This window comes from Pseudomonas sp. CP4, assembly GCF_047758505.1.
GTDB classification, from domain to species: domain Bacteria; phylum Pseudomonadota; class Gammaproteobacteria; order Pseudomonadales; family Pseudomonadaceae; genus Aquipseudomonas; species Aquipseudomonas fluorescens_AO.
Genome location: NZ_CP180489.1, coordinates 5,928,077 through 5,951,207 on the forward strand (window position 1 = coordinate 5,928,077; position 23,131 = coordinate 5,951,207).

Below are 23,131 nucleotides of genomic sequence, written 5' to 3' on the forward strand. Positions count from 1 at the left end.
CGCCTTTTTTAGTGTGGAGGGGATCGCGGATATTTTTGTCGAGCGTGAAGTACCGTCAGTATTTTGATGACCCCATTCACCTGATATACCAGCAGATAGTTAGGATGAATCACCATCTCACGTGTGCCTTGCACTCGACCAGATCGGAAACCATAGGGTATGGATTAAAGCTTTTCCGCCGCTGCTACAGCCTTGCGTTCCATAGAGATCGAAGCGGTGGAGTTGAATTGGTCGATGTATTCGCAGATGTCAGCCAGTTGAGCAAGAGCCTTGTTGCTCCATCTAACCAGCAGCGCGGCGGCTCCTGCGCCTCTCTTCGAGCATTTGGGCGAGCAGTATCATAGCTTCATCGTGAGGAAAGCCCGGATGCGGATCATCAAGTGCTTCCTGGACCTGCGCACGAAACCAAAGGTCGTATTCCGCAGCCTCTTCTTCGGTTTCGAAGTCTGAAACGATAAGTGAAAGTTCAGCGCTCATAATGACCTCCGTGATCAATGTGAAGCAGTCTAAGGGGGATGTGGCTCGTTGTCGTCACTGGCGGGACGAGGGAGACATCACCCCCAAACGGACGATACAAATCTGTCAGGCGCTTCGCTTGTGATGCACGTGAAGTCGATGAGGGGTGTAGTTCGATTCTGTAGGAAATCAGCTTTGGGTCATCGGGCTGACAGCCGCCGCTCAAAGCCGCGGCCACAGCCACGCCGCAGTCAGTTACCGTCCGCCACTTTGCGCTCGATCTCATCGACCTTGCGCTGCAGTTCTTCCGCTTCCTGCTCTTTGACCCGAGTGGAAGACGGCGTGATGACCTTGTCCACGCCTTCGGTTTTGTCGTCACGGTCCTGCAGATCGCGTTCGACCACGTTCACCGGTTTACCGCTGGCATCGGTGGGCGGGGCGTTGGGGGTTTTGTCGTCGTTGGGGTTCATGGCGCTGGCCTCCTGTGGGTGTACACATTGGAGACAGCGGGGCGGCAGACGTTCGAAATTTTTCAGCGGCGAGGCCCTCTCCCGCAGGAGAGGGCGCAACAGCGATTTCAGTCCTTGAGAATGTCGCGATCCTTGGTTTCCGGCAGGAAGAAGGTGCCGAGTATCGCCGTCGCCACTGCGATGACGATCGGGTACCACAGCCCGTAGTAGATATCGCCGGTGGCGGCGACCATGGCGAAGGCCACGGTGGGCAGGAAGCCGCCGAACCAGCCGTTGCCGATGTGGTAGGGCAGCGACATCGAGGTGTAGCGGATGCGCGTCGGGAACAGCTCGACCAGCCACGCGGCGATCGGGCCATACACCATGGTCACGTAGATCACCAGCACGGTCAGCAGGAGCAGCATCATCGGATAATTGATTTTCGCCGGGTCGGCTTTTTCCGGGTAACCGGCTTCTTTCAGCGCCGCGCCGAGGTTGGCGGTGAAGGCGTCGTTGCGGGTCTTGAAGTCGGCGGCGGGGAGGGCGCTGCCTTCGAAGCTCTCGACGACGCGGTCACCGATGCGCACCTGCGCCACCGTGTTCGGTTCGGCGGCGACGTTCTCGTACGGGATCGCGCGTTTCGCCAGCAGCGTCTTGGCCAGGTCGCAGGAACTGGTGAATTTGGCCTTGCCCACCGGATCGAACTGGAACGAGCACTGCTCGGGACTGGCGATCACCTTGACCGGATTTTTTTCCTGGGCGACGAACACGTCCGGGTTGCCGTACTGGGTCAGCGCATGAAAGATCGGAAAGTACGTCAGCGCTGCGAGAATGCACCCGGCCATGATGATCGGCTTGCGCCCGATGCGATCGGACAGGCTGCCGAAAATCACGAAGAACGGCGTGCCGATCAGCAGCGAGCCGGCGATCAGCAGGTTTGCGGTCTGCGGATCGATCTTCAATGTTTGCAACAGGAAGAACAGCGCATAGAACTGCCCGGTGTACCAGACCACCGCTTGCCCGGCGGTGCCGCCGAGCAGGGACATGATCACCACTTTGAGGTTGTCCCAGCGCGCGAAGGATTCGGTCAGCGGCGCTTTCGAAGCCTTGCCTTCGTCCTTCATTTTCTGGAACACCGGCGACTCGCTCAGTTGCAGGCGGATATACACCGACACGGCCAGCAGAATGATCGACAGCAGAAACGGAATCCGCCAGCCCCACGCCTCAAACGCTTCGGTGCCCAGCGCTGTGCGGCAGGCGAGGATCACCAGCAGCGACATGAACAGACCGAGAGTGGCGGTGGTTTGAATCCACGAGGTGAAAAAGCCACGGCGATTACGTGGCGCGTGTTCGGCCACGTAGGTCGCGGCGCCGCCGTATTCCCCGCCCAGCGCCAGCCCCTGGAGCAGGCGCAGGGTAATCAGGATCACCGGGGCGGCGACGCCTATGGTTGCGTAGCCGGGCAGCAGACCGACGATTGCCGTCGACACGCCCATGATCACGATGGTGATCAGAAACGTGTGTTTGCGCCCGATCATGTCTCCCAGGCGCCCGAAGACGATGGCGCCGAACGGCCGCACGGCGAACCCGGCAGCGAAGGCCAGCAGGGCAAAGATGAACGCGGTGGTTTCGTTGACGCCGGCAAAGAAGTGCTTGGCGATGATCGCCGCCAGTGAGCCGTAGAGGTAAAAGTCGTACCACTCGAAAACCGTGCCCAGCGAGGAAGCGAAGATGACCTTGCGCTCCTCCCTGGTGATGCCGCCGCTGCGGGGCGGTGTGCCGGTGGATGCTGTGTCGATTGTGGCCATGGGTGTTCTCCGTCGTGCTTATTGTTGTAGGCCGGAGTCCCCCGTTACTGCCTGTCGCACTCTGGCCCGTTGGCATCTGCCGCCGTTGCTCTCGCGTGAAGCTTGCACAGTCTGACCGCCTCGCAGGGCTGCAAGGTTTCCTGAAGCATAATCAGCTTTTGCCAGATATCCACTCGGCCTACGCTTTGACCCAACGCTGCCGGCTCCAGGCGCTCAGCCAGTCAACCAGAAACACGAGCAACAGCATCGCCAGAATCACCGTGCTGGCCTGGGCTTCCTGGAACAGACTGAGACTGACATACAGCATCTGCCCCAGCCCGCCAGCGCCGACAAAACCCAGCACGCTGGCCATGCGGATGTTGTTTTCCCAGCGATACAGGCAGTAGGCAAGCAGTTGCGGGGCGAGGTTGGGCAGGGTGCCGTAGCAGAACGCCAGAATCGGATTGCCGCCCTGCAAGCGGATCGCCTCGGCCGGTTGCGGCGGGGTGTTTTCCAGCGCTTCGGCGAACAGTCGGCCGAGTACGCCAGTGGTGTGCAGGGCGAGGGCGAGGGTGCCTGCGTTCGGGCCGAGGCCGGCGGCGAGCACCATCAGCGCCGCCCAGACCAGTTCCGGAATCGCCCGCAAGCCGTTGAGCAGCAGACGCGCCGCACTTTGCAGCGGCCAGCCGAAACGCCCGGCGGCGGGCAGCGCCAGGACGATGCCGAACAATGCCGCGAGCAGGGTGCCGAGGGCCGACATGGCCAGGGTTTCCAGCGAACCGTGGGCGATGGCTTTCAGGTAACTGGCGCTCAAGTCAGGGCTGAGAAAGCGCTGCACATAACTGCCCATCTGCTTAAGGCTGTTGGCGCTGCCCAGTTCGGCCAGATCCAGTTCCAGATAAGCGAAAGACGCGACTACCGAGAGCGCAATGGCGGCGAGCAACAGCAGATTGATCAGGCGCCTCATGTCAGCCTCCAGCGCAGCAAACGGCTGAGTTGATCGGCGCACAGCACCAGCAGCAGGAACGTCAGCAACATGCTGGCGACTTCACCGCCGGCGAACATGCGGATCGACAAGTCAATCTGTTGCCCCAGGCCACCAGCGCCGACAAAGCCCATTACCACCGAGGCACGAACCGCGCACTCCCAGCGATACACCGTGTACGAGAGCAATTCGGCGGCGACATTCGGCAACGTGCCGTAAGCGAACGCCGCCAGTCGACCGCTGCCGGCCTGCAACAACGCGTGCGCCGGACGCTGGTCGGTGGATTCGAAAATTTCTGCGTAGACCTTGCCGAGCATGCCGCTGTAGGTGATGGCGATGGCTAACACACCCGCCGCCGGGCCGAGGCCGACCGCGCGGACGAACAACAGCGCCCAAACGATTTCCGGCACGCTGCGCAAAAAGATCAGCAAGCCGCGAACCGGCCAGCGCAGCAACCGCCCAAGCAGGCTCGGCACGCCGCCCCGTGACGCCGCCGAGAGCGACAACGCGCGACTGGCGATCAGGCTGGCCGGCACTGCCAGCAGCAGGGCCAGGGCCATGCCGGCCGTGGCAATCGCCAAGGTTTGCAGGGTGGCTTTGAGCAGCAGTTGCAGGAACGCTTGATCATGCGCGGGGGGCCAGAATGCCGAAACGAAACGGCCCATTTCGTTCTGGCTATCGGCCTGAAACAACACGCCCAGGTCCAGCTCGCTGAGTTGAATGCCCGGCCACAACAGCGCAAGCGCCAGCAGCGTCAGCGACAATCGCGGCCACGCCGCCGGGTCCCGTGAATCAGCTTTCAGCATCGCGGAATCTGCACAATCAAAGGCGCGGCCGCTGGCGCAGGCGATTGCAGTTGTTCATTGGCGTACAACGCATCGAGCTTGTCGCGACTGACTTCGTCAGAACGGCAGTCGAAAAGAATCTGCCCGTCGCGCAAACCGATGATCCGTGGAAAGTGCGCCAGCGCCAGATCCACTGCGTGCAGGCTCGCTACCAGTGTGACGTTGTGCTCGCGAGCATGGCGCGACAGGATCGACAATGTGTGGCCGGCGAGCACCGGGTCCATCGCTGACACCGGCTCGTCGGCGAGCAATATTTCCGGCGCCTGATACAGCACCCGCGCAATGCCGACGCGCTGCAGTTGCCCGCCGGATAGCTGCTGGCAATGGGCGAACAATTTATCGCCCAGATCCAACCGCGCCAACGCCGCGCGCGCCCCCGCCACATCCAGCGGATGCAGCAGGTTCAGCAGACTTTTGCCCAGACTCCACTGGCCAAGCTTGCCGGCCAGCACCGCCGTAATCACCCGCTGACGCGGCGGAATCGGTGGCGCCTGATGCACCAGACCGATGCGCGCACGCAGGCGCTGCCGCTGGCGCGCCGACAAGTGCCAGGCACGTTCGCCGAGCACTTCGATCTCGCCGCTGCTGGGCTTGAGCGCGGTCGCCAGCAGATTGAGCAGGCTTGATTTGCCCGCGCCGGACGGGCCGATGATCGCGACCTGTTCGCCAGTGCCAATCTGTACGTCGATAGTGCGAAGGGCATCGACGCCATTGGCATGGCGCAGGCTGCCCTGGGTGAGGCGTAGGGTCATTTCAGCAGTTCGGCGGCGCGGGCGGCTTCCTCGATGCCCTTGTAGTTCTCGGGCTTGGTGTCGATGAAGCGACTGGCGGCCTGCAGATCGAGGATCTTCTTCTGCTCAGGGTTGGCCGGATCGAGGTCGAGGAAGGCTTTCTTGATTTTCGCGGCCAGCTTCGGATCAAGGGTGCCGCGCACGGTCCAGTTGTAATCGAAGTAGGTCGGGGTGGTGGCGAAGACCTTGACCTTATTGGTGTCGACCTTGCCAGCGTCGACCAGTTTCTGCCAGACACTGGCGTTCAACACACCGGCATCGACCTTACCGGCCTGCACCCAGGCAACGGTGGCGTCATGTGCGCCGGAATAGGCAACGCGGCTGAAATAGCCTTCAGGCTTGATGCCGTCGTTTTTCAGCATGAAGTAACGCGGCATCAGGCTGCCGGAGGTGGACGACACCGAACCGAAGGCGAAGGTTTTGCCCTTGAGGTCGGCGAGGCTTTTCACGTTCGGGTCGGCGGTGATGAATTTGCTGGTGAACTGCGCATCCTGCTCGCGCTGCACCAGCGGGATCACTGGCGTGGTGGCGTCGGTCTTCAAACGTGCCTGCACAAAAGTGAAACCGCCGAGCCAGGCCATATCGAGGCGATCGGTGGCCAGCGCTTCAACCACCGCCGGGTAGTCGGCGACAGGCACAAACTGCACCTTCATGCCCAACTGCTGCTCAAGATAGGCACCCAGCGGTTCGAACTTGCGCAGCAGCTCGGTCGGAGCTTCGTCGGGAATCGCGCTGACGCGCAGGACATCAGCGGCCTGCGTCATCAGGGCAGAAAAGGACAGCGCCAGACCGGCGGTGAGGGCGAGGGTACGCTTGAACATAGAATTCTCCGTTTCATAAGCGTCAACATTCGAAGGGCTGCCGCTACAGAGCGGCGCGCCACGTCAGGGTAGACGAAACGGCGAGGTTATACGCATTCGCGAGGAGATTGGCCAGCCTCCGTGCTGGCGCGTTGTGTCTGTTTGTGTGCGGCGCCGGTCAGGCCGCTTCGGGCAGTTTCGCAATCACCTTGATCTCGAAATCGAAACCCGCCAGCCAGGTCACGCCGACAGCGGTGACAGTCGGGAACGGCGCTTCGCCCCAGAACTCTGGGACCACACTCCAGATTGTTTCGAACGTCGAGTGCGGATCGACCATGAACACAGTGACATCCACCGCGTCGTCGAAGCTGCAACCGGCCGCAGCGAGGATCGCGTTGAGGTTGTTGAACGCCGTGCGCACCTGACCGGGCAAATCGGCCTCGGGTGAACCGTCCTCGCGGCTGCCGACTTGCCCGGAGACAAACAGAAAACCGTTGGAGCGAATTGCCGGCGAGTAACGGTGACGCTCGTACAGGGCATGGCGGGCAGGTGGGAAAACGACATCGCGCTGAGACATGGTGCTGACTCCATCAGTGGTTGATGGAGCGACTTTAGGTATTTGCAGCTGCCGGATAAACGCGCAAGCTTGGCGTTCACTGTTTGTAAACCCCAAACAATCGAGGGGCGCGGATGGACCGTTTCGATGCAATGCAGGCCTTTGCCCGGGTGGTCGAGGCGGGCAGTTTCACCAAGGCTGCCGAAACCTTGCACATGAGCAAGACCACGGTGACGCAATTGGTGCAACAACTGGAGGCGCGGCTGCGGGTCAAGTTGCTCAACCGCACCACGCGCAAGGTCAACGTTACCGCCGATGGTGCGGCGTATTACGAGCGGGTGATCAAGTTGCTGGCCGACATGGACGACGCCGAAACCAGCCTGCCCGGCGCCGCCGCACGGCCGCGCGGACGCTTGCGCATCGACGTGCCGAGCCCGTTCGCGCGGCTGATCCTGGTGCCGGCCTTACCGGAATTTCATGCGCGCTACCCGGACATTCAGATCGACATGGGCGTGAGCGACCGCATCGTCGACATCATCGATGAGAACGTCGATTGCGTGGTGCGCGGTGGCGAGCTGCTCGATCAATCGTTGATGGCGCGCAAGCTTGCCGATCTGCCCTTGGGCGTATTTGCCGCGCCGGCTTATCTGGCTCGCGAAGGTACGCCTGAGCACCCGTTGGAACTGCAAGACTCCCATCACCGCGTCGTTGCATTCCTCTGGGCGCGCACCGGCAAACCTCTTCCGTACACATTGCACAACGGCACCGAGCGCTTGCAGATCAAGGGGCACCATGTGCTGGCGGTGGATGACGGCAATGCCTATCTCGCGGCAGGGCTGGCCGGCATGGGTGTGCTGTGGCTGCCAACGTATATGTCTGACGCCCCTGTGGCGCGGGGTGAGTTGGTGCAATTGTTTGAAGGCTGGCAGCTTGAGTCGATGCCGCTTTATCTGGCCTATCCGCCGAATCGGCATGTGAGCCTGAAGTTGCGGGTTTTTATTGATTGGGTCGTAGAGCTGATGGCACAGCCGGCGCCAATCGTGACGCGCCAGTCACGGCCATGATTGACTCTTGCGCAGAACCGGCCAACTATCGCCGCATAACAACGACCGATGGACCCGACCTTGATTGAACGACGTCAATTCAGCGGTGGCATGAAGGGCAAGAACCTTCGCTATCTGAATGAACAAAATACCGATGACACCGGCGTGACCCGCACCGGCTTTCTCTTGCTCGAACATTTTTCGCTTCCGGCCTTCACCCAGGCGCTGGACACGGTAGTCACCACCAACCTGTTACGCCCGGGATTGTTCTCGTCGCGCACTTTCGGCCTGGGTGATGGCGAGGTGATCAGCGATTTGGGGCTGGTCATTCGCCCCGATGCGCGTCTGGATTCTGCTGCGCTTTACGAACTGGATCTGCTGGTGGTCTGCGGTGGTTATCGCACCGAGCTGCGCGCCAGCGACGAATTCATCGGCTTGCTCAAGTCGGCAGCGGAGCGGGGCGTGAGCCTCGCCGGATTGTGGAATGGATCGTGGTTTCTCGGCCGGGCCGGTTTGCTCGATGGCTATCGCTGCTCGATCCACCCGGAACATCGTCCGGCGCTCACCGAAATCGCCAGGAGCACCCACGTCAGCAGCGAACCCTACGTCATTGATCGCGATCGCCTCACCGCCTCCAGCCCGTCCGGGGCGTTTCACATGGCGCTGGACTGGATCAAGGGCTTGCATGGCAAAGCGTTGGTCGAGGGCATCGAAGACATCCTCGCCTTCGAAGAGTCGCGCTACCGGCGGATCAAACCGGATGAAAACATCTGCGTCAGTGCGCCGTTGCGTGAAGTGATCAAGCTGATGGACGCCAACCTGGAAGAACCGCTGGAACTGGAGCAGCTGGCGGTCTACGCCGGCCGCTCACGACGCCAGCTCGAGCGTTTGTTCAAGGAACAACTGGGCACCACGCCACAGCGCTATTACCTGGAACTGCGCATCACCGAGGCGCGACGCCTGCTGCAACACACCGAACTGTCACAGGTGGAAGTCTTGGTGGCGTGTGGTTTTGTCTCGCCGAGCCATTTCAGCAAGTGCTATAGCTCGTACTTCGGTTATCGGCCTTCGAAGGAGAAGCGGCTGGTTAAATAGACCATTAATCAATCTGAGGTCATTTCAGTCTTCAGGCCGGCGTAGCCCTCGAAAGCCCTCACCCCAGCCCTCTCCCAGAGGGAGAGGGAGCCGACCGAGGTGTCTTGCGCTGTACATCGACCTGAAAGATGGAAGTCGATTTCGGATTCAATACAGCCCTGTCAGGTCGGCGTAAATCTCAAATATCCCCCAATCAGTTCCCTCTCCCTCCGGGAGAGGGCTAGGGTGAGGGGCTTTCGGTGCTGAACGACCGTCCGTCGGAATACCTCGTCTACCTGTAATTTCTGACAGTAGACAGCGCAACACCCCCAAGGGGTAATAGCGTCCAGGCATTGCACGCTCAGCGAATGCAAACAAGGACGCCCCCATGTCGGAGTTCGACTCAGACTCATCCCTTTTCCCGATCAAGTTCGAGGCGGGCATTTCCCCGGTGATTGTTGAGCCGGATGTTCCAGACGGAATCCCGTTGGAAGGCCTGTCCCACACTGCATTCAAGGATAACGCTCCCCAGGTCAGCGCGACCTCGGCGCGTATCGACCCTCCGATAGGGGAGTATGAATCGATATGGGTTTACACAGTGGCACTGGATGAGGAAGTCCCGCTGCTGGTTGATGTCATAGTTCCTGACGTCCCTGATGAGCCCATCATCTTCGACGTTGCCGAGTCGCTGTTCGTTGAAGGCATCAATGTTTTCTACTACTTGGTCAAGCGCAGCAGCGGCAACAGCAGTCCATCGATCCACGCCTGGGCGTTTTATCACTATCAGCCACCCGGCGGTAAATACGTGCCGGGCACTGGCGACCATCCTTTTCTGGCAATCACTCTCCCGCCTGAACTGGGCAACCCGCCGCAGATTGGCCGGGAGGAGGCCGCTACCGGGGTACAGCTGACGCTTGATTACCCGCATGATCATGCCTACGACAAGATCCTGCTGAAGCTGAACGGTCGGCGTTTTACCTACGTGCTGAACCCGGAAGAACAGGGTGCGCCGATCATCATTACGCTGACCCAAGCCATGTTTGAACAAGCGGGTAACAGCCCTCTGTTCGAAATCCGCTATACCGTGATCTCGCAACTGAACAACGCCACTGAGAACAGCCGGGAGTCCGCTGCGATTGTCGCTAACGTCGACCTTGAGCGAATCGCGTTTCACGCGCCGATTTTTCGTGAAAATCCCAATGACGAAACCGATGATGCGCAGATCATTGATCGCGACGAGCTGGGGGGAAGGCCTCTGTCGGTCATCGTCAATCCACGATCACCGACCTTTCAGGTGAATGACAGTATCAGTGGCTTGGTCACCGTCACTCCACCCGGCCATTCGTTTCCGCTTAGCGGCATTATCGAGGCCGATGGCAGTGGGCAACTGCTGCGTTGTGTCATGCAGGTGCCAAACAATTTGTTCGTTACTGGCAGCGATGTCCACGCCTACTACGAAGTGAAGCGAGGTGGCCTGCCGATTGGCCAATCCGCCATTGCCAATGCGAAAGTTATTGGTTCGGGTCAGTTACCGGGGGACGGGTTTATCGGCGAACCCGAATTTCCGGTTCTGAATGTTAACGGCGCCATCGGCCTCAATCAGTTGATTGAAGGGCCTGCCGGTTTGCACAACCCGGTTCTGATCGCCCTCGATTACACCCATGCGGCAGTGGGCGATGCCATTGAGTTGTTTTTTGTCGGCTACGACACGCTGGACATCGGCGGCAATCCGGTCCCGAAAGCGGCCTATAACCCGCAGCCGCCTTCGGTAATGACGCGGGAAGACCTCACGCGCGGCTACTTCGAATTCGCAGTGCCTGCGCGGCACCACTTTGCTGTTTGCAGCCGCGGTAGCGTTGAGGCCTCGATGATTGTCAGCAACGCAAGCGGGTCGACGACCTCGCGCAAAAAACGAGTGAATTGCGACGTCAAGAAACCGGGTGACAGTTGGTGTCCGGAATTTTATTAGCGTGCCCAAACAGTGAGGCATGTCGCCGCACTGGACACACAAGGAATGGAATCGTGACCATCAAAGAACTGTATGTCTCAGCGCTCGGCGAAAATTCACCGCTGGCGCTCAACCCACCCTCCATCCCGACCTCGATCGCCAACGGCGGCCTGCGCTGGCAAGACCTCAACGATCCCAGCAGCCCGGTGCAGGTGCAGATTGTTCTGCAGCCCGGCGCCGTCCAGCTCAATGACCTCTGTGTTTTGGAGTGGCAGCGCCTGCCAGTGGCCAGCGACACGGTCAACGCCGATCACCTCAGCACCGGTGTGATCACCTTGAGTGTCAGCCCGGCGGACATCCTCGAACACCCTGACGGTGTGCATTCCTTTCAGTACTTCGTTACCGCCGCGATTGGTGGGCAGACCGATTCATCGCCGCCGGCCACGGTCAAGGTCAAGCGCCTGCTGCCTGGCGGCAACACCGGGGACGATGCCGGCACGGAATACATTAACGAGAATTTACGTGCGCCCATGGGCATTCCGGAATTGATCGACGATGCCATTGCCGAACCCGGCGTTACTGGCACCATCGCTGTCTACGACAACATGGCCGTCGGCGACCGTATCCAGATCGATTGGGGTGGTCTGCGCCTGCCTCGCCCGCCGCTGACCGCGTCCGAAGTCGGCAAGCCAGTGGAATTTCGGGTGGAAAAGGCCACGCTGGTCGCCGCCCCTGGCCGAGTCATCGTGCGCTATGACATCCGAGACGAGGTCAACAACTGGTCGCGCTGGTCGCTGCATGTCACCACCGATGTCGAGGCCGGCGAAAACCTGCTCGCTGCTCCGCGCGTGCTGGATGCACCCGGCGGCACCCTCGACCTGGCTCTGCTGGGCGATCAGGATGCCCGGGTACAAACGCCGGTCTACACCGAGCGCATGGACCTTGGTGACCGGGTGTACCTGACCTGGCTCGGATACACCGCCGAAGGGTTGGAAGTGAAGGTAGAGCTTGATAAGGAAGTCGATAGCGGCGACATCGGTTGGCCGCTGGATTTCGAGATTCCTAACGACAAGGTCCGAGCCATTGCACAGGGCAACGCCGTGGTGCGCTATGAGGTCGTCCCATTGACCGGAACCCCCCGTCGCTCGCGACGGACCACAGTGGAGGTCATCGGCCAGGTCGAGCGACTGCCGGCCCCGATTGTCGCCGGGATTGTCGGCAATGTACTGGACCCGGCCAGCCTGCCACCCGAAGGCGCTCTGGTGCGCATCGAAAGGCATGACCTGATCGAGGCCGGCGACACCCTCCTGCTGCTGTGGGACGGCAAAACCGACAGCGGCGCCAGCCTGCCGCACACCATCTCCATTCCAGTGACCGGCAGCGGTGCGGTCAATGGCATCGAGCGCCGTATCCCGCTGATTTACATTACACCGCTGCAAGGAGGCACGGTCACCGTCAGCTATACCCTGACCAAAAGCGGTGGGGAAACCCTGCCGTCAAATCAATTACCACTGCAAGTCAAAAGCCTCGGTGCCCAGTTACCCAAACCGACGGTCGATTACGCCCAGGGCGATACCCTGGATCCGGAAGTGGTGCCGCCCGACGGCACCTATATTCGGGTCAATTACAGCATGGAAACCGCCGACCGGATTGATGTGCACTGGGACGGTGTGCTGGATTTCACCGACTGGTTCCAGATCCCGGCCAATTGGGGCGGCAAGGAAGTGGAATTTCCGGTCGCGAAAACATACGTCGATCTCAACAAGGATCAGAGGATTGAGGTGTATTACATCGTGACTCGAGGCGGGCAACCATTGCCCGCCTCGGTGAAGCAGCCGCTGCTGATCGGCACCGCCGTGGAGCTGAACGCCCCTCGCATCAAGGAAGCCGACGACAACAGCCTCGCTCCCCTCAAGGCCAAGGATGCGTTGAGCGCGATCGTCCCGGCCTACGACAACATGGTCGGTACCCAATTAAGCGTGACGTGGACAGGTACGCCGGGAGGCGGTAGTCACACCACCGAACCCGTCGATGTAACCACCGAGGGCGACTGCGAAGTTCCGCTCCCCAACTCGGTGGTGGCGTTCAACCTGAACAAGCCGGTGACGGTGTGTTACACGGTGATTCGAAATGACTCGCCCAAGAACTCCAAAGAGTTGCTGCTGGCGGTACAGCCGATTGCGGATGAAGACCCTGCAATGGGCCGGCCTTTCATTGAAGAAGCGGGCGACGAGGGGCAGGGACCGGAGCTGGATGTAGGTCAATTGACAAGGGCCGCAACCATACGTGTGAACAGTTGGCCGCTCATTGCGCTGCGCCAGTACGTCTGGCTGCGGCTCAGCGGCACCAACAGCAACGACAGTGCTTACACCCAGACGTTTTGGCAGCCGCCTGGTTCACAGACGAACCAAACGTGGATTGGTCAGGGTTATTACACCCATACGATTCCGCTCGCAACTCTGCAGAATTTGAAGGATGGCAGTGAGTTGATTGTGGAGTTTAAGGTTGGGTTGGGTGGGAGCCAGTTGGAGGCGGAGGCGGTGACTTTCCAGAGTCGGACCTATACTGTCAACGCATCTGTCCCGTTGGAAATAGATACCACCGACATGGTCCTTGATGGGCCTCAGTTTTACCCAGCGTCAGCGCCCTACGCACCACCCTTTCAGAAATCGGTGTACTTACATCCGAAGTCGTTTCAAATCCGACAAGCAGAGGGGGGGACGGGCCCCTACCGATATAGCTCATCGAATTCCACAGTCGCTTCCGTTGACCCGGCAACCGGTCGAGTTATTTCAACTGGAATTGGTACGGCAACGATCAAAGTCCATGATGCCAAGAGCGGAGAGGTAAATTACGATGTTATATGTAGAAATGTGTATGAGTTGGTATGCAATCAACAAAGAATATCGCACGCGCAGGCTACAGCTTGGAAAAATAGTGTGGGAGCAAACTTTTTTTCCTATGACGCTAATTGGACCGCCGTGTGCGCTAGCTTTCAACAGTTAAACCCACCAGGGTCATATTTTTATTGGTATATACCTCAGCAAGCGGGCCATCCAGCTTGGCAAGCGCCGGTCTGCAAAGCGACCGGCAGTATACCCACTCCTTCCGGAGGGTTTGGTATACAGGGTATAGGGAACGGAAGCATAGATTGGACGCTTGCAACCTTGGCGTACCGCCCTAGAAATGCTAAATAAAAAATTGGCGCTAAAAAGGCGTTGACATAAAAAGGTAGCCCATCTCAAACGCCTTCGCGGCAAGGTGTTTGAGATTTGCTCGCATGCTAGGTATTTGATAGAGAGATTTGGGCAGTAAGCATTTCTAAGAAAGCTACATAATGTTGATTGCTTCGCGACAACTTGTTTTCTGATATGGACTGTCAGCTATATAAGTATTGCCTCTAACGGAAGTTATTAGTGATGTTTCCGTCAAGCGCATTGGGACTGGAGGACTCTTCCCTCGTTACTTGTGTTTGCGTCTGATGAGCCAGCTCGGCATGCAATAGTGCCTAGTACATGCTAAGGCTAGGAAAATTGAAGTACTTAAAACCGATCCACATCCACCACAGCCTGCGCAAATGCCTTCGGAGCCTCTTGCGGCAAATTATGCCCAACCCCACCCTCAATCAGCCTGAACTCATATTTCCCGGTAAACCGCTTCGCATAATCCTCAGGCTTTGGATGCGGCGCGCCATTGGCATCGCCCTCCAACGTAATCGTCGGCACACTGATCGACGGTGCAGTCGCAAGCTTCTCTTCCAACGCGGCATATTTCGCTTCGCCCTGTACCAGGCCCAGACGCCAGCGGTAGTTGAACACAGTGATCTCGACGTGATCGGGGTTCTGCAACGCCTTGGCACTGCGGTCGAAGGTGGCGTCATCAAACTTCCACTGCGGCGAAGCCAGTTGCCAAATGAGTTTGGCGAAGTCGTGGGTGTTCTTTTCATAGCCGGCGCGGCCGCGCTCGGTGGCGAAGTAGAACTGGTACCACCATTGCAATTCGGCTTTCGGCGGCAGCGGATTTTGCCCGGCGGCCTGATTGCCGATCAGGTAGCCACTGACTGCCACCAGCGCTTTGACCCGCTCTGGCCACAGCGCTGCGACGATGTCAGCCGAACGCGCGCCCCAGTCGTAGCCGCCAAGCACCGCTTGTTTGATTTTCAGCGCATCCATGAAGTCGATCACGTCGCTGGCCAGCGCCGCCGGCTGGCCGTTGCGCAGGGTGTCTTTGGAGAGGAACTGCGTATCGCCGTAACCCCGCGCATATGGCATCAGCACGCGGTAACCCTTGGCGGCGAGCAGTGGCGCGACTTCGTCGTAGCTGTGAATGTCGTAGGGCCAGCCGTGCAGCAGAATCACCACGGGACCGTCGGCAGGACCGGTTTCGGCGTAGGCCACATCAAGTACGCCGGCCTTGATGTGTTTCAGCGGGCCGAAAGGTGAGGGCGCCGAATAGCTCGCGGCGGCCGGTTCAGTGGTTTGCGCCTGAGCGCTGCCAACCGCGCCGAGCAGCGACAGCGCCAGCATCGACAAGCCGAGCGCGTGGGTGATTTTTGAGGTGTGCAGAGCCTGTTTCATGCTGACGTCTCCTTTGCGAGCCTGTAGTCAAGGGACGAGATGAACCCTTGAAACCGTGGAGGCATTGAAGCGTGGCGAGGTATCCGCTCTGTGTCGCCGAACATGTTTTTTGCAAGGGTGTGTATGGCAGCGGGGAGCGTACACACTGTGATACACGGCAGCCAAACCCAAGGTTTTCGCGCGAAAATAATAAGTGGCTGTTTTAAAACAAAAAATATTTCATCACGGGCTTCCCAAACGAAACGAATGTTGATAAATTGCGCCCCGTTCTCACAGCGATCCTCACGGAGCCGCTGACCAGAGCTACAGGGGCGTCGCCAAGCGGTAAGGCAGCAGGTTTTGATCCTGCCATGCGTTGGTTCGAATCCAGCCGCCCCTGCCATCTACGAAAAAACGCCAACTTCGCAAGAAGTTGGCGTTTTTTTATGCCTGCGATTTACGCGCTTGAGCCAAGCAGGCGTGCGCGATGCCGAAGCACCGCACACGCCGGTCACTCAGTGCGGTGCGCGCGGGATGGTTTTCATCAGGTCTTCAGGGCTGATGTGGCCGACCACGCTGCCCGGCTGCGGCAGATTGAGGATGTGGCCTTTCATCTTGCCGATGATGTGCATCTCGCAGGGCTTGCAATCGAACTTCAGCGTCAGCACTTCATCGCCGTGGATCAACTGCATCGGCGCGACCTTGGTGCGAACGCCGGTCACGCCTTTGGCCTGTTTCGGGCACAGGTTGAAGGAGAAACGCAGGCAGTGCTTGGTGATCATCACCGGCACTTCGCCCGGCTCTTCGTGGGCTTCGTACGCTGCGTCGATCAGCTTGACGCCGTGACGGTGGTAGAAGTCGCGCGCCTTCTGGTTGTAGACGTTGGCGAGGAAGGTCAGGTGCGAATCCGGATACACCGGCGGCGGCGTGGTTTCGGCCTTGCGGCTGCCACGCGGATGCGCCGCGACACGTGCTGCAGTCAGTGCTTCGATCACTTCACGGCGCAGGGACTTGAGCTGCGAGTTGGGAATGAAGAACGCTTGCGGCGCATCAAGTCTGACGTCAGTGGCGTGGTACTGCGTGGTGCCGAGTTGGCCGAGCAGGTCACGCAGTTGCTCCAGCGCTTGCTCTGGCTTGTTGGCGACACCGAACGGCCCGTTGAGGGTGACGCTGGCGCTGATGCCTTCTTCGCTGGTCGCGGTCACTTCCAGCTGTTCTTCGCGCAGACGGGCAAACCAGCTCAGGGCCACGCGACGTTCCGAAGAAGTCTTCTGCAACGCCTGCTGCCAGTTGTGATCGAGGTTGCGATTCAACGGGTGGTTCGGACGTAACTTGAACAGGCCCTCGGGCATTTCGTTCGGCTCGACGCGATAGCGGTAGCGCTTCTCGCCGTCTTCTTCGAACTCGCCTTTGGCTTCGGCGATGTTGGCGCGGAAACCGACCACTTCGCGTTTGACCAGAACGTTCAGACCATCACCGTTGGACAGCGGCTCGTGCGTCACCACCTGCATGTCACGCTTGCCGACTTTTTCCACGGTGCCGACCGGCAGGCCGGTGAAGGTCGGCGAATCGAAGGCGCCGATGTCGATCTTGCGATCGGTGACAAAGTAATCGGTGCTGCCACGGTGGAAGGTCTTTTCCGGATCAGGCAGGAAGAAATGCACGGTACGGCCGCTGGAAGCGCGGGCCAGGTCCGGGCGGTCTTCGAGCACATCGTCGAGCCGCTGGCGATAATAGGACGTGATGTTCTTCACATAGCCCATGTCCTTGTAGCGACCTTCGATCTTGAACGAACGCACGCCGGCCTCGACCAGTGCGCGGATGTTGGCGCTCTGGTTGTTGTCTTTCATCGACAACAGGTGTTTTTCGTAGGCGATCACGCCACCCTTTTCATCTTTCAGGGTGTAGGGCAAGCGGCAGGCCTGGGAGCAGTCGCCACGGTTGGCGCTGCGGCCGGTTTGCGCGTGGGAGATGTTGCACTGGCCGGAGAAGGCCACGCACAGCGCGCCGTGGATGAAGAACTCGATGGCCGCATCGGTTTCATCGGCGATGGCGCGGATTTCCTGCAGGTTCAGCTCGCGGGCCAGCACCAGCTGCGAGAAACCGGCCTGATCGAGGAACTTCGCTCGCTCAAGCGTGCGGATATCGGTCTGGGTCGAGGCGTGCAGCTCGATCGGCGGAATATCCAGCTCCATCACGCCCAGATCCTGGACGATCAGCGCATCGACGCCAGCGTCATACAACTGATGGATCAGCTTGCGCGCCGGCTCCAGTTCGTTGTCGTGCAGGATGGTATTGATAGTGGTGAAGATGCGCGCGTGGTAACGGCGGGCGAATTCGACCAGTTCGGCGATTTCGCTGACTTCGTTGCAGGCGTTGTGGCGCGCACCGAAGCTCGGGCCGCCGATGTACACGGCGTCGGCGCCATGCAGGATGGCCTCGCGGGCAATGGCGACATCGCGGGCAGGGCTGAGCAATTCCAGGTGATGCTTGGGCAAGGACATAGTTTTTTTAGTCAGGCGGTCACGGGCAAGGGGCGCATTCTACCCGTGAAACGCGCGGCGGGCACGTGTGTGCTGCCCGGTGGTGGCTGGCGATTGGCAAAGGTCAGCAAGCTATTGTGTTGAATGTGCCGGCCTCTTCGCGAGCAGGCTCGCTCCCACAGGGTTAGCTCCGGGCCGGAATACATCCACTGTGGGAGCGAGCCTGCTCGCGAAAGCGGAGTGTCATCCGAAAATCATTGAGTGACATCGCAAATTCGATCAGCCCTTGGCCGCCATCGCCGTCACTTCCACACGCATCCCTTCAACCGCCAGCGACGCAACCCCCACCGCTGCGCGCACCGGCCATGGTTTGGCGAAGTAGCGTTTGTACACTTCGTTGAATGCCGCCCGATCGCCCATGTCGGTGAGGTAGATGGTCAGGTGCATTACGCGGTCCATGGAACTGCCTGCACGTTCCAGTGCGACTTTCAACGCTTGCAGGGTGCACTCGCTTTGCTCGGTGATACCGCCGAGTTCCAGGCTGCCATCGGCGCGGGTCGGGATCTGCGTCGAGACCATGATCCCGCCGAAGGTGGCGACGTCGGAGGAAATCGAATCGGTGTCCGGATCGGGGGTGAAGGTGATGTCTTGATTGGCCATGGGCAACCTTTGTTCTAGTGAATGAAATTCGCGCCAGTTTACAGATTCCCGCCCGGCATGGCCCGTGCGTGGTCAGGCTGGCGGACTCGACAAGGATCAGCGCCTTCAGACCGGGGCTTTTGACTGCGGCACGTGACAGGTTTGTATGAGCGTGTATCCACCCTCAACGGATACACATGGCAACACCAAAACCAGCTTTCGAGACACATCCGCCCTACATGCCGAGCCCAAAGTAGCCCTCACACCAACATCACGATAAAGAGGGCATCACCATGTACCGTCCACTGTTTCTGGCTTCTGCCGTTGTCTTCGCCGCCCTTACCGGCTTGGCCCATGCGGCGGATGCGCCGGCAACGAGCTGGCAGAAAGGTCTGAGCCGCACCGATCTGGTTCGCCAGGATCTCGGCGCTGACAATCGCGAAGTGATTCAGGCGCGTATCGATTTCGACGCTGGCGTCACCTCGCCTCGGCATGCTCATCCCGGCGTGGAAGTCGCCTATGTCATCAGCGGCACGTTCGAGTATCAGCTTGAAGGGCAAGCGCCAGTGACACTCAAGGCCGGCGATTCGTTGTTCATTCCGGCGGGCGTTGCGCATGTCGCGAAAAACATCGGCAGCGACAAGGGGGCGGAACTGGCGACTTATATCGTGCCAAAGGGCGAGCCGCTGCTGATCCTCAAGCCATGACCCGTCAGGCTGCTATTTCGAGCGGGGCTTGCTCATCGCACGTTTGATGCGCATCCAGTCCTGAAAGGCCGCCGTTCGCTTGGCGTCGGCCAGGGCCTTGGCTTCGGTGAAACGAGCCCAGGCTTCAGGATTGTCCGTGTCGTCCTCGATGAGTTTGTAGGCCGCTTCTTCGAGCAAGTCAGCTTCGCGGAACATCGCGGCGTTGTCGGCCATCTCGTCATCCCAGGATCGGCCGAAACCGAATTTCAAAATGTGTTCAGTCATTTTGCGTGATCCTCCTCCCAGATCAGCGGAACCGATACCCGCCACTGCACTTCAGTTAAACCAAAGCGTTCCGCCATTGGCTTGGAATAACGTTTCAACGGAGGACGGCCGGGACGCGGAATCGGCGAAATGCCCGCATCGCAACTTGCCCATTGCCAGGCTTCGGCATTGTTCCTGTTAGCTGTGCGGATGACGAAAGACCTGGTCTTTGCGTGAAGCAGGTAATCGATCACGTACAGATCCGCTGCGCTCATACATTTTCTCCGGTGACTTATATAGAGGGAGGGCTGGCGAAATGAATAATTCAGAGAAATTGCCGGTGGCGGGATGATTGGCTCACGACTTGTTCAAGGTTGTTTCTTCAGTGGAGAAGCGCGCCTGCCCAAGCGCTGAAGGCCATATTGCATGCATGGAAAAACGCGCCAACGGGGACGCGTTATTGAGTTGCACTTTTACGAATAGATGCACGAGCAGACGAAATCTGCATGGACCTCGGTGTTCTCCACCGCCGTGATCAAACCTGAATGCAACGCTTCTTCCGGATTGATGATGCGTGGAGCCGCCGTCAGATATTTCTCGGTTTCCAGCGCGTTCTTCCCGTTGCTCGTGCGTTCGGCGACGATTTGCGCGTAGAGGTGCAGGTCATAATCCAGGCTCATGGCGTATTCCGACATGCGCGAATGATCGACCGATCCTTGCAGATGCCAATGGAAAGGGTGAAACAGAAACTTGCTGTGGGTACAGGCGGTCCGGCGCTGGCCGGCCAGAAAGACAATATTGCCCATCGACTCGACGGTTCCCAGATTATGGGTGTGCACGGGAATAGGCAGGGCCAACAGGAAGTTGTACATCGTGAAACCGTAACTGCATTCACCGCCCATGGTGGCGATGTTGACGATCAGTCTGGGTGCATCTTCCTTTACGGCGAGCGAGGCTTTATCGATCAATTGACCGCAGGTCGAGGCGTTGATCGGGCCGGTGAAGTTGATGACGTGAACAGGCATGGCGATTCCCTCGGCTGGTCAGGACTCCTAAGCAATAGCTGTAATTTCGCTTGAATGAAAGTGGGCGGGGGGAGCCACGCTCCCCCGCACCTGGCGCATCAACTGTTGCGCCCGCCACCATGGCTGTTTTGACCACCCTTGCGTCCAGCCTCAGAAGCTTTTTCCCGATCATTGGCGAAGTTGCCGCCGCTGCTCTGACCGCCCTTGCTGCCAGCTTCGGACGCTCTGTCCCGATCGTTGGCAAAATTGCCACCGCTGTTCTGGCCACCTTTGCTCCCGGCTTCAGCGGCCCGTTCCGGATCGTTCTTGAAGTTGCCGCCGCTGTTCTGGCCGCCCTTGCTGCCGATTTCCTGATAGAACTCTTTGTCGTGCGAAGCTGAAGTGGCTTCCCCACCTTTTTTACCTGCTTCGTTTACCGACATGCCGCCTTGTTTATCTTGTGCCATTTCAAACTTCCTCATTTCTCTATATAGCAACTGGCGAATCAAGGATGCACAAACTGCGTGCCGTCGTCATTCGCAAAGTGCTGACTAGTTAGCTGATTGGTTTGCTGTTTGGGTCTCGCTTGTCTTGTAACTACAAGTTTGGCCGGTCTGCTAAGAAGAGCGCTCATAAGTAGGTTGTGTATTCGCAGTGCGGGAGTTCTCTGCGTTAACAGTAAGTTCCCGGCGTTCATAACATTCCTGCTGAACGCTTTCCCTGTATCGTGGACTGATTTGCTGTCTTTCAACACAAGGGGACACAGGCGAAACATCCGACCTCGTCACTTGCGAACTGCGCGCTGCTTCGGGATACACTTCTGCCCCCTTGTTTCGTTGCACTTCGCCTCGTGCAGAAGCCGTTACCGTTCTCATGATTGCGCTCCATCAGCCGATTTCAAAGGGCAGCAGGGCTGCCCTTGTGCTGCTCACTCAGGACTTGCGACCACCACCGTGGCTGTTTTGACCACCTTTGCGGCCAGCCTCGGATGCCTTCTCACGGTCATTGGCGAAGTTGCCGCCCGATGCCTGGCCGCCTTTCTTGCCAGCTTCAGACGCCTTCTCACGATCGTTCGCGAAGTTACCTGGATTTTTATTTCCTGTAGTCATGATAGCTCTCCGATATCAATAAACGTTTCGCTAGTTGTGTCCATTGTTGCACCGGACATCTACTCCGATTACGAGCCGGCGGAGAATGTTTTGAAAATTTTTACTTAGGCCGATGAACGGTATGTTTGTGATGAAACTTATACAGGCGGGTGTTTATCATGCCGCTTCGTATAAGTTTTAAAGGTCGGGTTGGTCATAAAGCGGCGGCTGGATTTAATTGCCGTTTCGCTTGGCAGTCATAACCATTTGTCGGCGGGAAGTTGAACTGAAGTTTGTGCAATCTAGAGTCTGTGAAGTGTGACTACAACTCTGTGGAGGACAGGACCATGACCCATCATCACAAGGACCAACCATTCGCCGAGGATTCGCAAAAAATCAAGGAAGCCGGCAAGAAGGGCGGGAATTCAGTCAACGTGAAAGTCGACCGTGCGGAAAAGGCGCGCGTCGGCGGACAGCACAGCCACGGCGGTACGCGCACGGGCAAGGGTGACTGAGGCGCCGGGAAACCGATAACTGCCGTCCTCTCTGCGCCAACGCAGAGAGGACTTTTACGCTGACGCCTATCTGAACCGTGGTAACGGCCGGTCAATCGGCTTGAGCGTCGAGAGCGTGTCGCGAATCAGCGGCGCATCTTTTTCGATATCGTGAAGTCGATCGCGGATGCGTAATGCCGTCGGGTGACCGCCCTGATGGTCGACCCAGTCGGCGATCTCTTTGCAGGCGGCTGCAAGGCGCGCCTGGCGGGCGTCGAGCAGGGTGAGGAGGGTGGTGATGGACTCTTTTTCGGACATGGAACACCTCCGTTCAATGAAACCGCTGAACCGCAACAAAAAGCCCGCAAGTTGCGAGCGTTCTGCCGTTGGGGTGCTGCTCCATCAGCTGGTTTCAGTATAGACCCGCTGTTGCCGGGCATCAGCCGGAGTGCTGGCGGGCCGGTAGTTGAGAACTCGCTGCGTTGAGGCGCTGACATTCGCGCTGAGCATCCGCTTGCTCGTCAAAGCCGTCGCCGATGAAGCCAGCGGTGCGTGTGTCGCAGATGCGAAACCATGCCGATGCTTCGGCGGGTTCCTGCTGGCTGTCTCCGGCGCGGCGGCCGTGAATGACGATCTTGTTGCAACGCTTCACGACGAAAATGTCTTCCATGGCGCCACCGCAGTTGATTCGTGTCACATCAACTATAGAAGCCTTGTGCGATCGTGCAAAAAATAGCCAACTCAACTCGTCGGCGGAATCCATGTGAGAGCGAGCTTGCTCGCGAAGGCAGCGTGTCAGACACAGATCATCTGCCTGCCCCGACGCCTTCGTGAGCAAGCCCACTCCCACAGGTTTCGCGCGGAACCCAAATGCAAGGCACCCCCGCAAACCTCATGTGGGAGCGGGCTTGCTCGCGAAGGCAGCGTGTCAGACACAGATGATTCGCCTGCCCCGGCGCCTTCGTGAGCAAGCTCACTCCCACAGGTTTCGCGTTACACCCGCCATCCCCGGCAACCCACAAATCCTTTGTGGGAGCGGGCTTGCTCGCGAAGGCAGTGTGTCAGTCGCAAATAATCCGCCTGACCTGCCGCTTTCGTGCGCAAGCCCACTCCCACAGGTTTCGCGGCGGAACCCCAATTCAAGGCACCCCGCAAACCTCATGTGGGGGCGAGCCTGCTCGCG

The 23,131-nt window shown here is 59.0% G+C and carries 25 protein-coding genes and 1 tRNA gene; 7 read left to right on the plus strand and 19 right to left on the minus strand.

The window, feature by feature from the left end:
- Positions 1 to 8 precede the first annotated feature (8 nt).
- The 9 genes from ACMYUN_RS26750 to ACMYUN_RS26790 all read right to left on the minus strand — a co-directional run bounded on the left by ACMYUN_RS26750 (position 9) and on the right by ACMYUN_RS26790 (position 6,690).
- Positions 9 to 134, minus strand: coding sequence for a type II toxin-antitoxin system RelE/ParE family toxin (locus ACMYUN_RS26750; protein ID WP_415762286.1), 126 nt, complete (start codon positions 132 to 134; stop codon positions 9 to 11).
- 148 nt (positions 135 to 282) lie between these two features.
- Positions 283 to 477, minus strand: a complete 195-nt coding sequence (locus tag ACMYUN_RS26755) for a stability determinant (RefSeq protein ID WP_415762287.1) — start codon at positions 475 to 477, stop codon at positions 283 to 285.
- A 230-nt stretch (positions 478 to 707) separates the two neighbouring features.
- Positions 708 to 926 (minus strand): hypothetical protein, encoded by a 219-nt coding sequence (locus ACMYUN_RS26760; protein WP_129999464.1) that lies wholly within the window; start codon positions 924 to 926, stop codon positions 708 to 710.
- A gap of 107 nt (positions 927 to 1,033) precedes the next feature.
- The gene (locus tag ACMYUN_RS26765) at positions 1,034 to 2,713 is read right to left on the minus strand and encodes an MFS transporter (RefSeq protein WP_039763542.1); all 1,680 of its coding nucleotides are present in this window, start codon (positions 2,711 to 2,713) and stop codon (positions 1,034 to 1,036) included.
- A 178-nt stretch (positions 2,714 to 2,891) separates the two neighbouring features.
- Positions 2,892 to 3,659: a phosphonate ABC transporter, permease protein PhnE gene (gene phnE / locus ACMYUN_RS26770; protein ID WP_129999458.1), complete on the minus strand. Its 768-nt coding sequence runs from the start codon at positions 3,657 to 3,659 to the stop codon at positions 2,892 to 2,894.
- Positions 3,656 to 4,483 carry a PhnE/PtxC family ABC transporter permease gene (locus tag ACMYUN_RS26775; RefSeq protein WP_415762288.1) on the minus strand — a complete coding sequence of 276 codons (828 nt, stop codon included), beginning with the start codon at positions 4,481 to 4,483 and terminating at the stop codon, positions 3,656 to 3,658. Before ACMYUN_RS26775 ends, phnE begins: the two co-directional genes overlap by 4 nt.
- Positions 4,477 to 5,274 (minus strand): phosphonate ABC transporter ATP-binding protein, encoded by a 798-nt coding sequence (locus ACMYUN_RS26780; RefSeq protein WP_133336349.1) that lies wholly within the window; start codon positions 5,272 to 5,274, stop codon positions 4,477 to 4,479. The genes ACMYUN_RS26775 and ACMYUN_RS26780 overlap by 7 nt, the downstream gene beginning before the upstream one ends.
- A complete protein-coding gene (locus ACMYUN_RS26785) occupies positions 5,271 to 6,134 on the minus strand; it encodes a putative selenate ABC transporter substrate-binding protein (RefSeq protein ID WP_415762290.1) in 864 nt (287 codons plus the stop codon). Before ACMYUN_RS26785 ends, ACMYUN_RS26780 begins: the two co-directional genes overlap by 4 nt.
- Positions 6,135 to 6,291: 157 nt before the next feature.
- Positions 6,292 to 6,690 (minus strand): RidA family protein, encoded by a 399-nt coding sequence (locus tag ACMYUN_RS26790; protein ID WP_310409524.1) that lies wholly within the window; start codon positions 6,688 to 6,690, stop codon positions 6,292 to 6,294.
- A 113-nt stretch (positions 6,691 to 6,803) separates the two neighbouring features.
- On the opposite strand from ACMYUN_RS26790, the gene ACMYUN_RS26795 reads away from it, so the two are divergent.
- From ACMYUN_RS26795 to ACMYUN_RS26810, 4 genes are all read left to right on the plus strand, one after another.
- Positions 6,804 to 7,733 carry a LysR substrate-binding domain-containing protein gene (locus ACMYUN_RS26795; protein WP_415762291.1) on the plus strand — a complete coding sequence of 310 codons (930 nt, stop codon included), beginning with the start codon at positions 6,804 to 6,806 and terminating at the stop codon, positions 7,731 to 7,733.
- Between the two features lie 48 nt (positions 7,734 to 7,781).
- Positions 7,782 to 8,807, plus strand: a complete 1,026-nt coding sequence (locus ACMYUN_RS26800; RefSeq protein ID WP_415762292.1) for a GlxA family transcriptional regulator — start codon at positions 7,782 to 7,784, stop codon at positions 8,805 to 8,807.
- Between the two features lie 367 nt (positions 8,808 to 9,174).
- Positions 9,175 to 10,755, plus strand: coding sequence for a hypothetical protein (locus ACMYUN_RS26805; RefSeq protein ID WP_415762293.1), 1,581 nt, complete (start codon positions 9,175 to 9,177; stop codon positions 10,753 to 10,755).
- A gap of 53 nt (positions 10,756 to 10,808) precedes the next feature.
- Positions 10,809 to 13,931: an Ig-like domain-containing protein gene (locus ACMYUN_RS26810; protein WP_415762294.1), complete on the plus strand. Its 3,123-nt coding sequence runs from the start codon at positions 10,809 to 10,811 to the stop codon at positions 13,929 to 13,931.
- Positions 13,932 to 14,276: 345 nt separating this feature from the next.
- On the opposite strand, the gene ACMYUN_RS26815 is transcribed toward ACMYUN_RS26810, so the two are convergent.
- Entirely contained in the window at positions 14,277 to 15,311 is a 1,035-nt protein-coding gene (locus ACMYUN_RS26815; protein ID WP_415762295.1) for an alpha/beta fold hydrolase, read from the minus strand.
- Positions 15,312 to 15,618: 307 nt separating this feature from the next.
- On the opposite strand from ACMYUN_RS26815, the gene ACMYUN_RS26820 reads away from it, so the two are divergent.
- Positions 15,619 to 15,693, plus strand: a tRNA-Gln gene (locus ACMYUN_RS26820).
- Between the two features lie 112 nt (positions 15,694 to 15,805).
- On the opposite strand, the gene ACMYUN_RS26825 is transcribed toward ACMYUN_RS26820, so the two are convergent.
- Together ACMYUN_RS26825 and ACMYUN_RS26830 are read right to left on the minus strand one after the other, a co-directional pair.
- Positions 15,806 to 17,794 carry a peptidase U32 family protein gene (locus tag ACMYUN_RS26825; RefSeq protein WP_039764037.1) on the minus strand — a complete coding sequence of 663 codons (1,989 nt, stop codon included), beginning with the start codon at positions 17,792 to 17,794 and terminating at the stop codon, positions 15,806 to 15,808.
- A 258-nt stretch (positions 17,795 to 18,052) separates the two neighbouring features.
- A complete protein-coding gene (locus ACMYUN_RS26830) occupies positions 18,053 to 18,433 on the minus strand; it encodes a RidA family protein (RefSeq protein ID WP_039764040.1) in 381 nt (126 codons plus the stop codon).
- Between the two features lie 272 nt (positions 18,434 to 18,705).
- On the opposite strand from ACMYUN_RS26830, the gene ACMYUN_RS26835 reads away from it, so the two are divergent.
- Entirely contained in the window at positions 18,706 to 19,119 is a 414-nt protein-coding gene (locus ACMYUN_RS26835; protein WP_415762298.1) for a cupin domain-containing protein, read from the plus strand.
- A 12-nt stretch (positions 19,120 to 19,131) separates the two neighbouring features.
- On the opposite strand, the gene ACMYUN_RS26840 is transcribed toward ACMYUN_RS26835, so the two are convergent.
- From ACMYUN_RS26840 to ACMYUN_RS26860, 5 genes are all read right to left on the minus strand, one after another.
- Positions 19,132 to 19,383 (minus strand): hypothetical protein, encoded by a 252-nt coding sequence (locus ACMYUN_RS26840; RefSeq protein WP_052269162.1) that lies wholly within the window; start codon positions 19,381 to 19,383, stop codon positions 19,132 to 19,134.
- The gene (locus ACMYUN_RS26845) at positions 19,380 to 19,637 is read right to left on the minus strand and encodes a DUF6555 family protein (RefSeq protein WP_415762300.1); all 258 of its coding nucleotides are present in this window, start codon (positions 19,635 to 19,637) and stop codon (positions 19,380 to 19,382) included. The genes ACMYUN_RS26840 and ACMYUN_RS26845 overlap by 4 nt, the downstream gene beginning before the upstream one ends.
- Before the next feature lie 198 nt (positions 19,638 to 19,835).
- Positions 19,836 to 20,387, minus strand: a complete 552-nt coding sequence (locus tag ACMYUN_RS26850; protein WP_039764045.1) for an ATP-dependent Clp protease proteolytic subunit — start codon at positions 20,385 to 20,387, stop codon at positions 19,836 to 19,838.
- A gap of 98 nt (positions 20,388 to 20,485) precedes the next feature.
- Positions 20,486 to 20,833: a general stress protein gene (locus tag ACMYUN_RS26855; protein ID WP_039764046.1), complete on the minus strand. Its 348-nt coding sequence runs from the start codon at positions 20,831 to 20,833 to the stop codon at positions 20,486 to 20,488.
- Between the two features lie 465 nt (positions 20,834 to 21,298).
- Positions 21,299 to 21,475: a general stress protein gene (locus tag ACMYUN_RS26860; RefSeq protein ID WP_039764047.1), complete on the minus strand. Its 177-nt coding sequence runs from the start codon at positions 21,473 to 21,475 to the stop codon at positions 21,299 to 21,301.
- Positions 21,476 to 21,801: 326 nt separating this feature from the next.
- On the opposite strand from ACMYUN_RS26860, the gene ACMYUN_RS26865 reads away from it, so the two are divergent.
- Entirely contained in the window at positions 21,802 to 21,969 is a 168-nt protein-coding gene (locus ACMYUN_RS26865; RefSeq protein ID WP_133336327.1) for a general stress protein, read from the plus strand.
- A gap of 66 nt (positions 21,970 to 22,035) precedes the next feature.
- Here ACMYUN_RS26865 and ACMYUN_RS26870 read toward each other — a convergent pair whose 3' ends face one another.
- Together ACMYUN_RS26870 and ACMYUN_RS26875 are read right to left on the minus strand one after the other, a co-directional pair.
- The gene (locus tag ACMYUN_RS26870) at positions 22,036 to 22,266 is read right to left on the minus strand and encodes a hypothetical protein (RefSeq protein ID WP_016774936.1); all 231 of its coding nucleotides are present in this window, start codon (positions 22,264 to 22,266) and stop codon (positions 22,036 to 22,038) included.
- Positions 22,267 to 22,387: 121 nt separating this feature from the next.
- Positions 22,388 to 22,618: a hypothetical protein gene (locus tag ACMYUN_RS26875; RefSeq protein WP_039764049.1), complete on the minus strand. Its 231-nt coding sequence runs from the start codon at positions 22,616 to 22,618 to the stop codon at positions 22,388 to 22,390.
- Positions 22,619 to 23,131 lie beyond the last annotated feature (513 nt).

Coding starts and splice junctions, on each gene's coding strand:
- ACMYUN_RS26755 (WP_415762287.1), bottom strand. CDS start 477: ATGAGCGCTGAACTTTCACTTATCGTTTCAGACTTCGAAACCGAAGAA.
- ACMYUN_RS26760 (WP_129999464.1), bottom strand. CDS start 926: ATGAACCCCAACGACGACAAAACCCCCAACGCCCCGCCCACCGATGCC.
- ACMYUN_RS26765 (WP_039763542.1), bottom strand. CDS start 2,713: ATGGCCACAATCGACACAGCATCCACCGGCACACCGCCCCGCAGCGGC.
- phnE (WP_129999458.1), bottom strand. CDS start 3,659: ATGAGGCGCCTGATCAATCTGCTGTTGCTCGCCGCCATTGCGCTCTCG.
- ACMYUN_RS26775 (WP_415762288.1), bottom strand. CDS start 4,483: ATGCTGAAAGCTGATTCACGGGACCCGGCGGCGTGGCCGCGATTGTCG.
- ACMYUN_RS26780 (WP_133336349.1), bottom strand. CDS start 5,274: ATGACCCTACGCCTCACCCAGGGCAGCCTGCGCCATGCCAATGGCGTC.
- ACMYUN_RS26785 (WP_415762290.1), bottom strand. CDS start 6,134: ATGTTCAAGCGTACCCTCGCCCTCACCGCCGGTCTGGCGCTGTCCTTT.
- ACMYUN_RS26790 (WP_310409524.1), bottom strand. CDS start 6,690: ATGTCTCAGCGCGATGTCGTTTTCCCACCTGCCCGCCATGCCCTGTAC.
- ACMYUN_RS26795 (WP_415762291.1), top strand. CDS start 6,804: ATGGACCGTTTCGATGCAATGCAGGCCTTTGCCCGGGTGGTCGAGGCG.
- ACMYUN_RS26800 (WP_415762292.1), top strand. CDS start 7,782: ATGGACCCGACCTTGATTGAACGACGTCAATTCAGCGGTGGCATGAAG.
- ACMYUN_RS26805 (WP_415762293.1), top strand. CDS start 9,175: ATGTCGGAGTTCGACTCAGACTCATCCCTTTTCCCGATCAAGTTCGAG.
- ACMYUN_RS26815 (WP_415762295.1), bottom strand. CDS start 15,311: ATGAAACAGGCTCTGCACACCTCAAAAATCACCCACGCGCTCGGCTTG.
- ACMYUN_RS26825 (WP_039764037.1), bottom strand. CDS start 17,794: ATGTCCTTGCCCAAGCATCACCTGGAATTGCTCAGCCCTGCCCGCGAT.
- ACMYUN_RS26830 (WP_039764040.1), bottom strand. CDS start 18,433: ATGGCCAATCAAGACATCACCTTCACCCCCGATCCGGACACCGATTCG.
- ACMYUN_RS26835 (WP_415762298.1), top strand. CDS start 18,706: ATGTACCGTCCACTGTTTCTGGCTTCTGCCGTTGTCTTCGCCGCCCTT.
- ACMYUN_RS26840 (WP_052269162.1), bottom strand. CDS start 19,383: ATGACTGAACACATTTTGAAATTCGGTTTCGGCCGATCCTGGGATGAC.
- ACMYUN_RS26845 (WP_415762300.1), bottom strand. CDS start 19,637: ATGAGCGCAGCGGATCTGTACGTGATCGATTACCTGCTTCACGCAAAG.
- ACMYUN_RS26850 (WP_039764045.1), bottom strand. CDS start 20,387: ATGCCTGTTCACGTCATCAACTTCACCGGCCCGATCAACGCCTCGACC.
- ACMYUN_RS26855 (WP_039764046.1), bottom strand. CDS start 20,833: ATGGCACAAGATAAACAAGGCGGCATGTCGGTAAACGAAGCAGGTAAA.
- ACMYUN_RS26860 (WP_039764047.1), bottom strand. CDS start 21,475: ATGACTACAGGAAATAAAAATCCAGGTAACTTCGCGAACGATCGTGAG.
- ACMYUN_RS26865 (WP_133336327.1), top strand. CDS start 21,802: ATGACCCATCATCACAAGGACCAACCATTCGCCGAGGATTCGCAAAAA.
- ACMYUN_RS26870 (WP_016774936.1), bottom strand. CDS start 22,266: ATGTCCGAAAAAGAGTCCATCACCACCCTCCTCACCCTGCTCGACGCC.
- ACMYUN_RS26875 (WP_039764049.1), bottom strand. CDS start 22,618: ATGGAAGACATTTTCGTCGTGAAGCGTTGCAACAAGATCGTCATTCAC.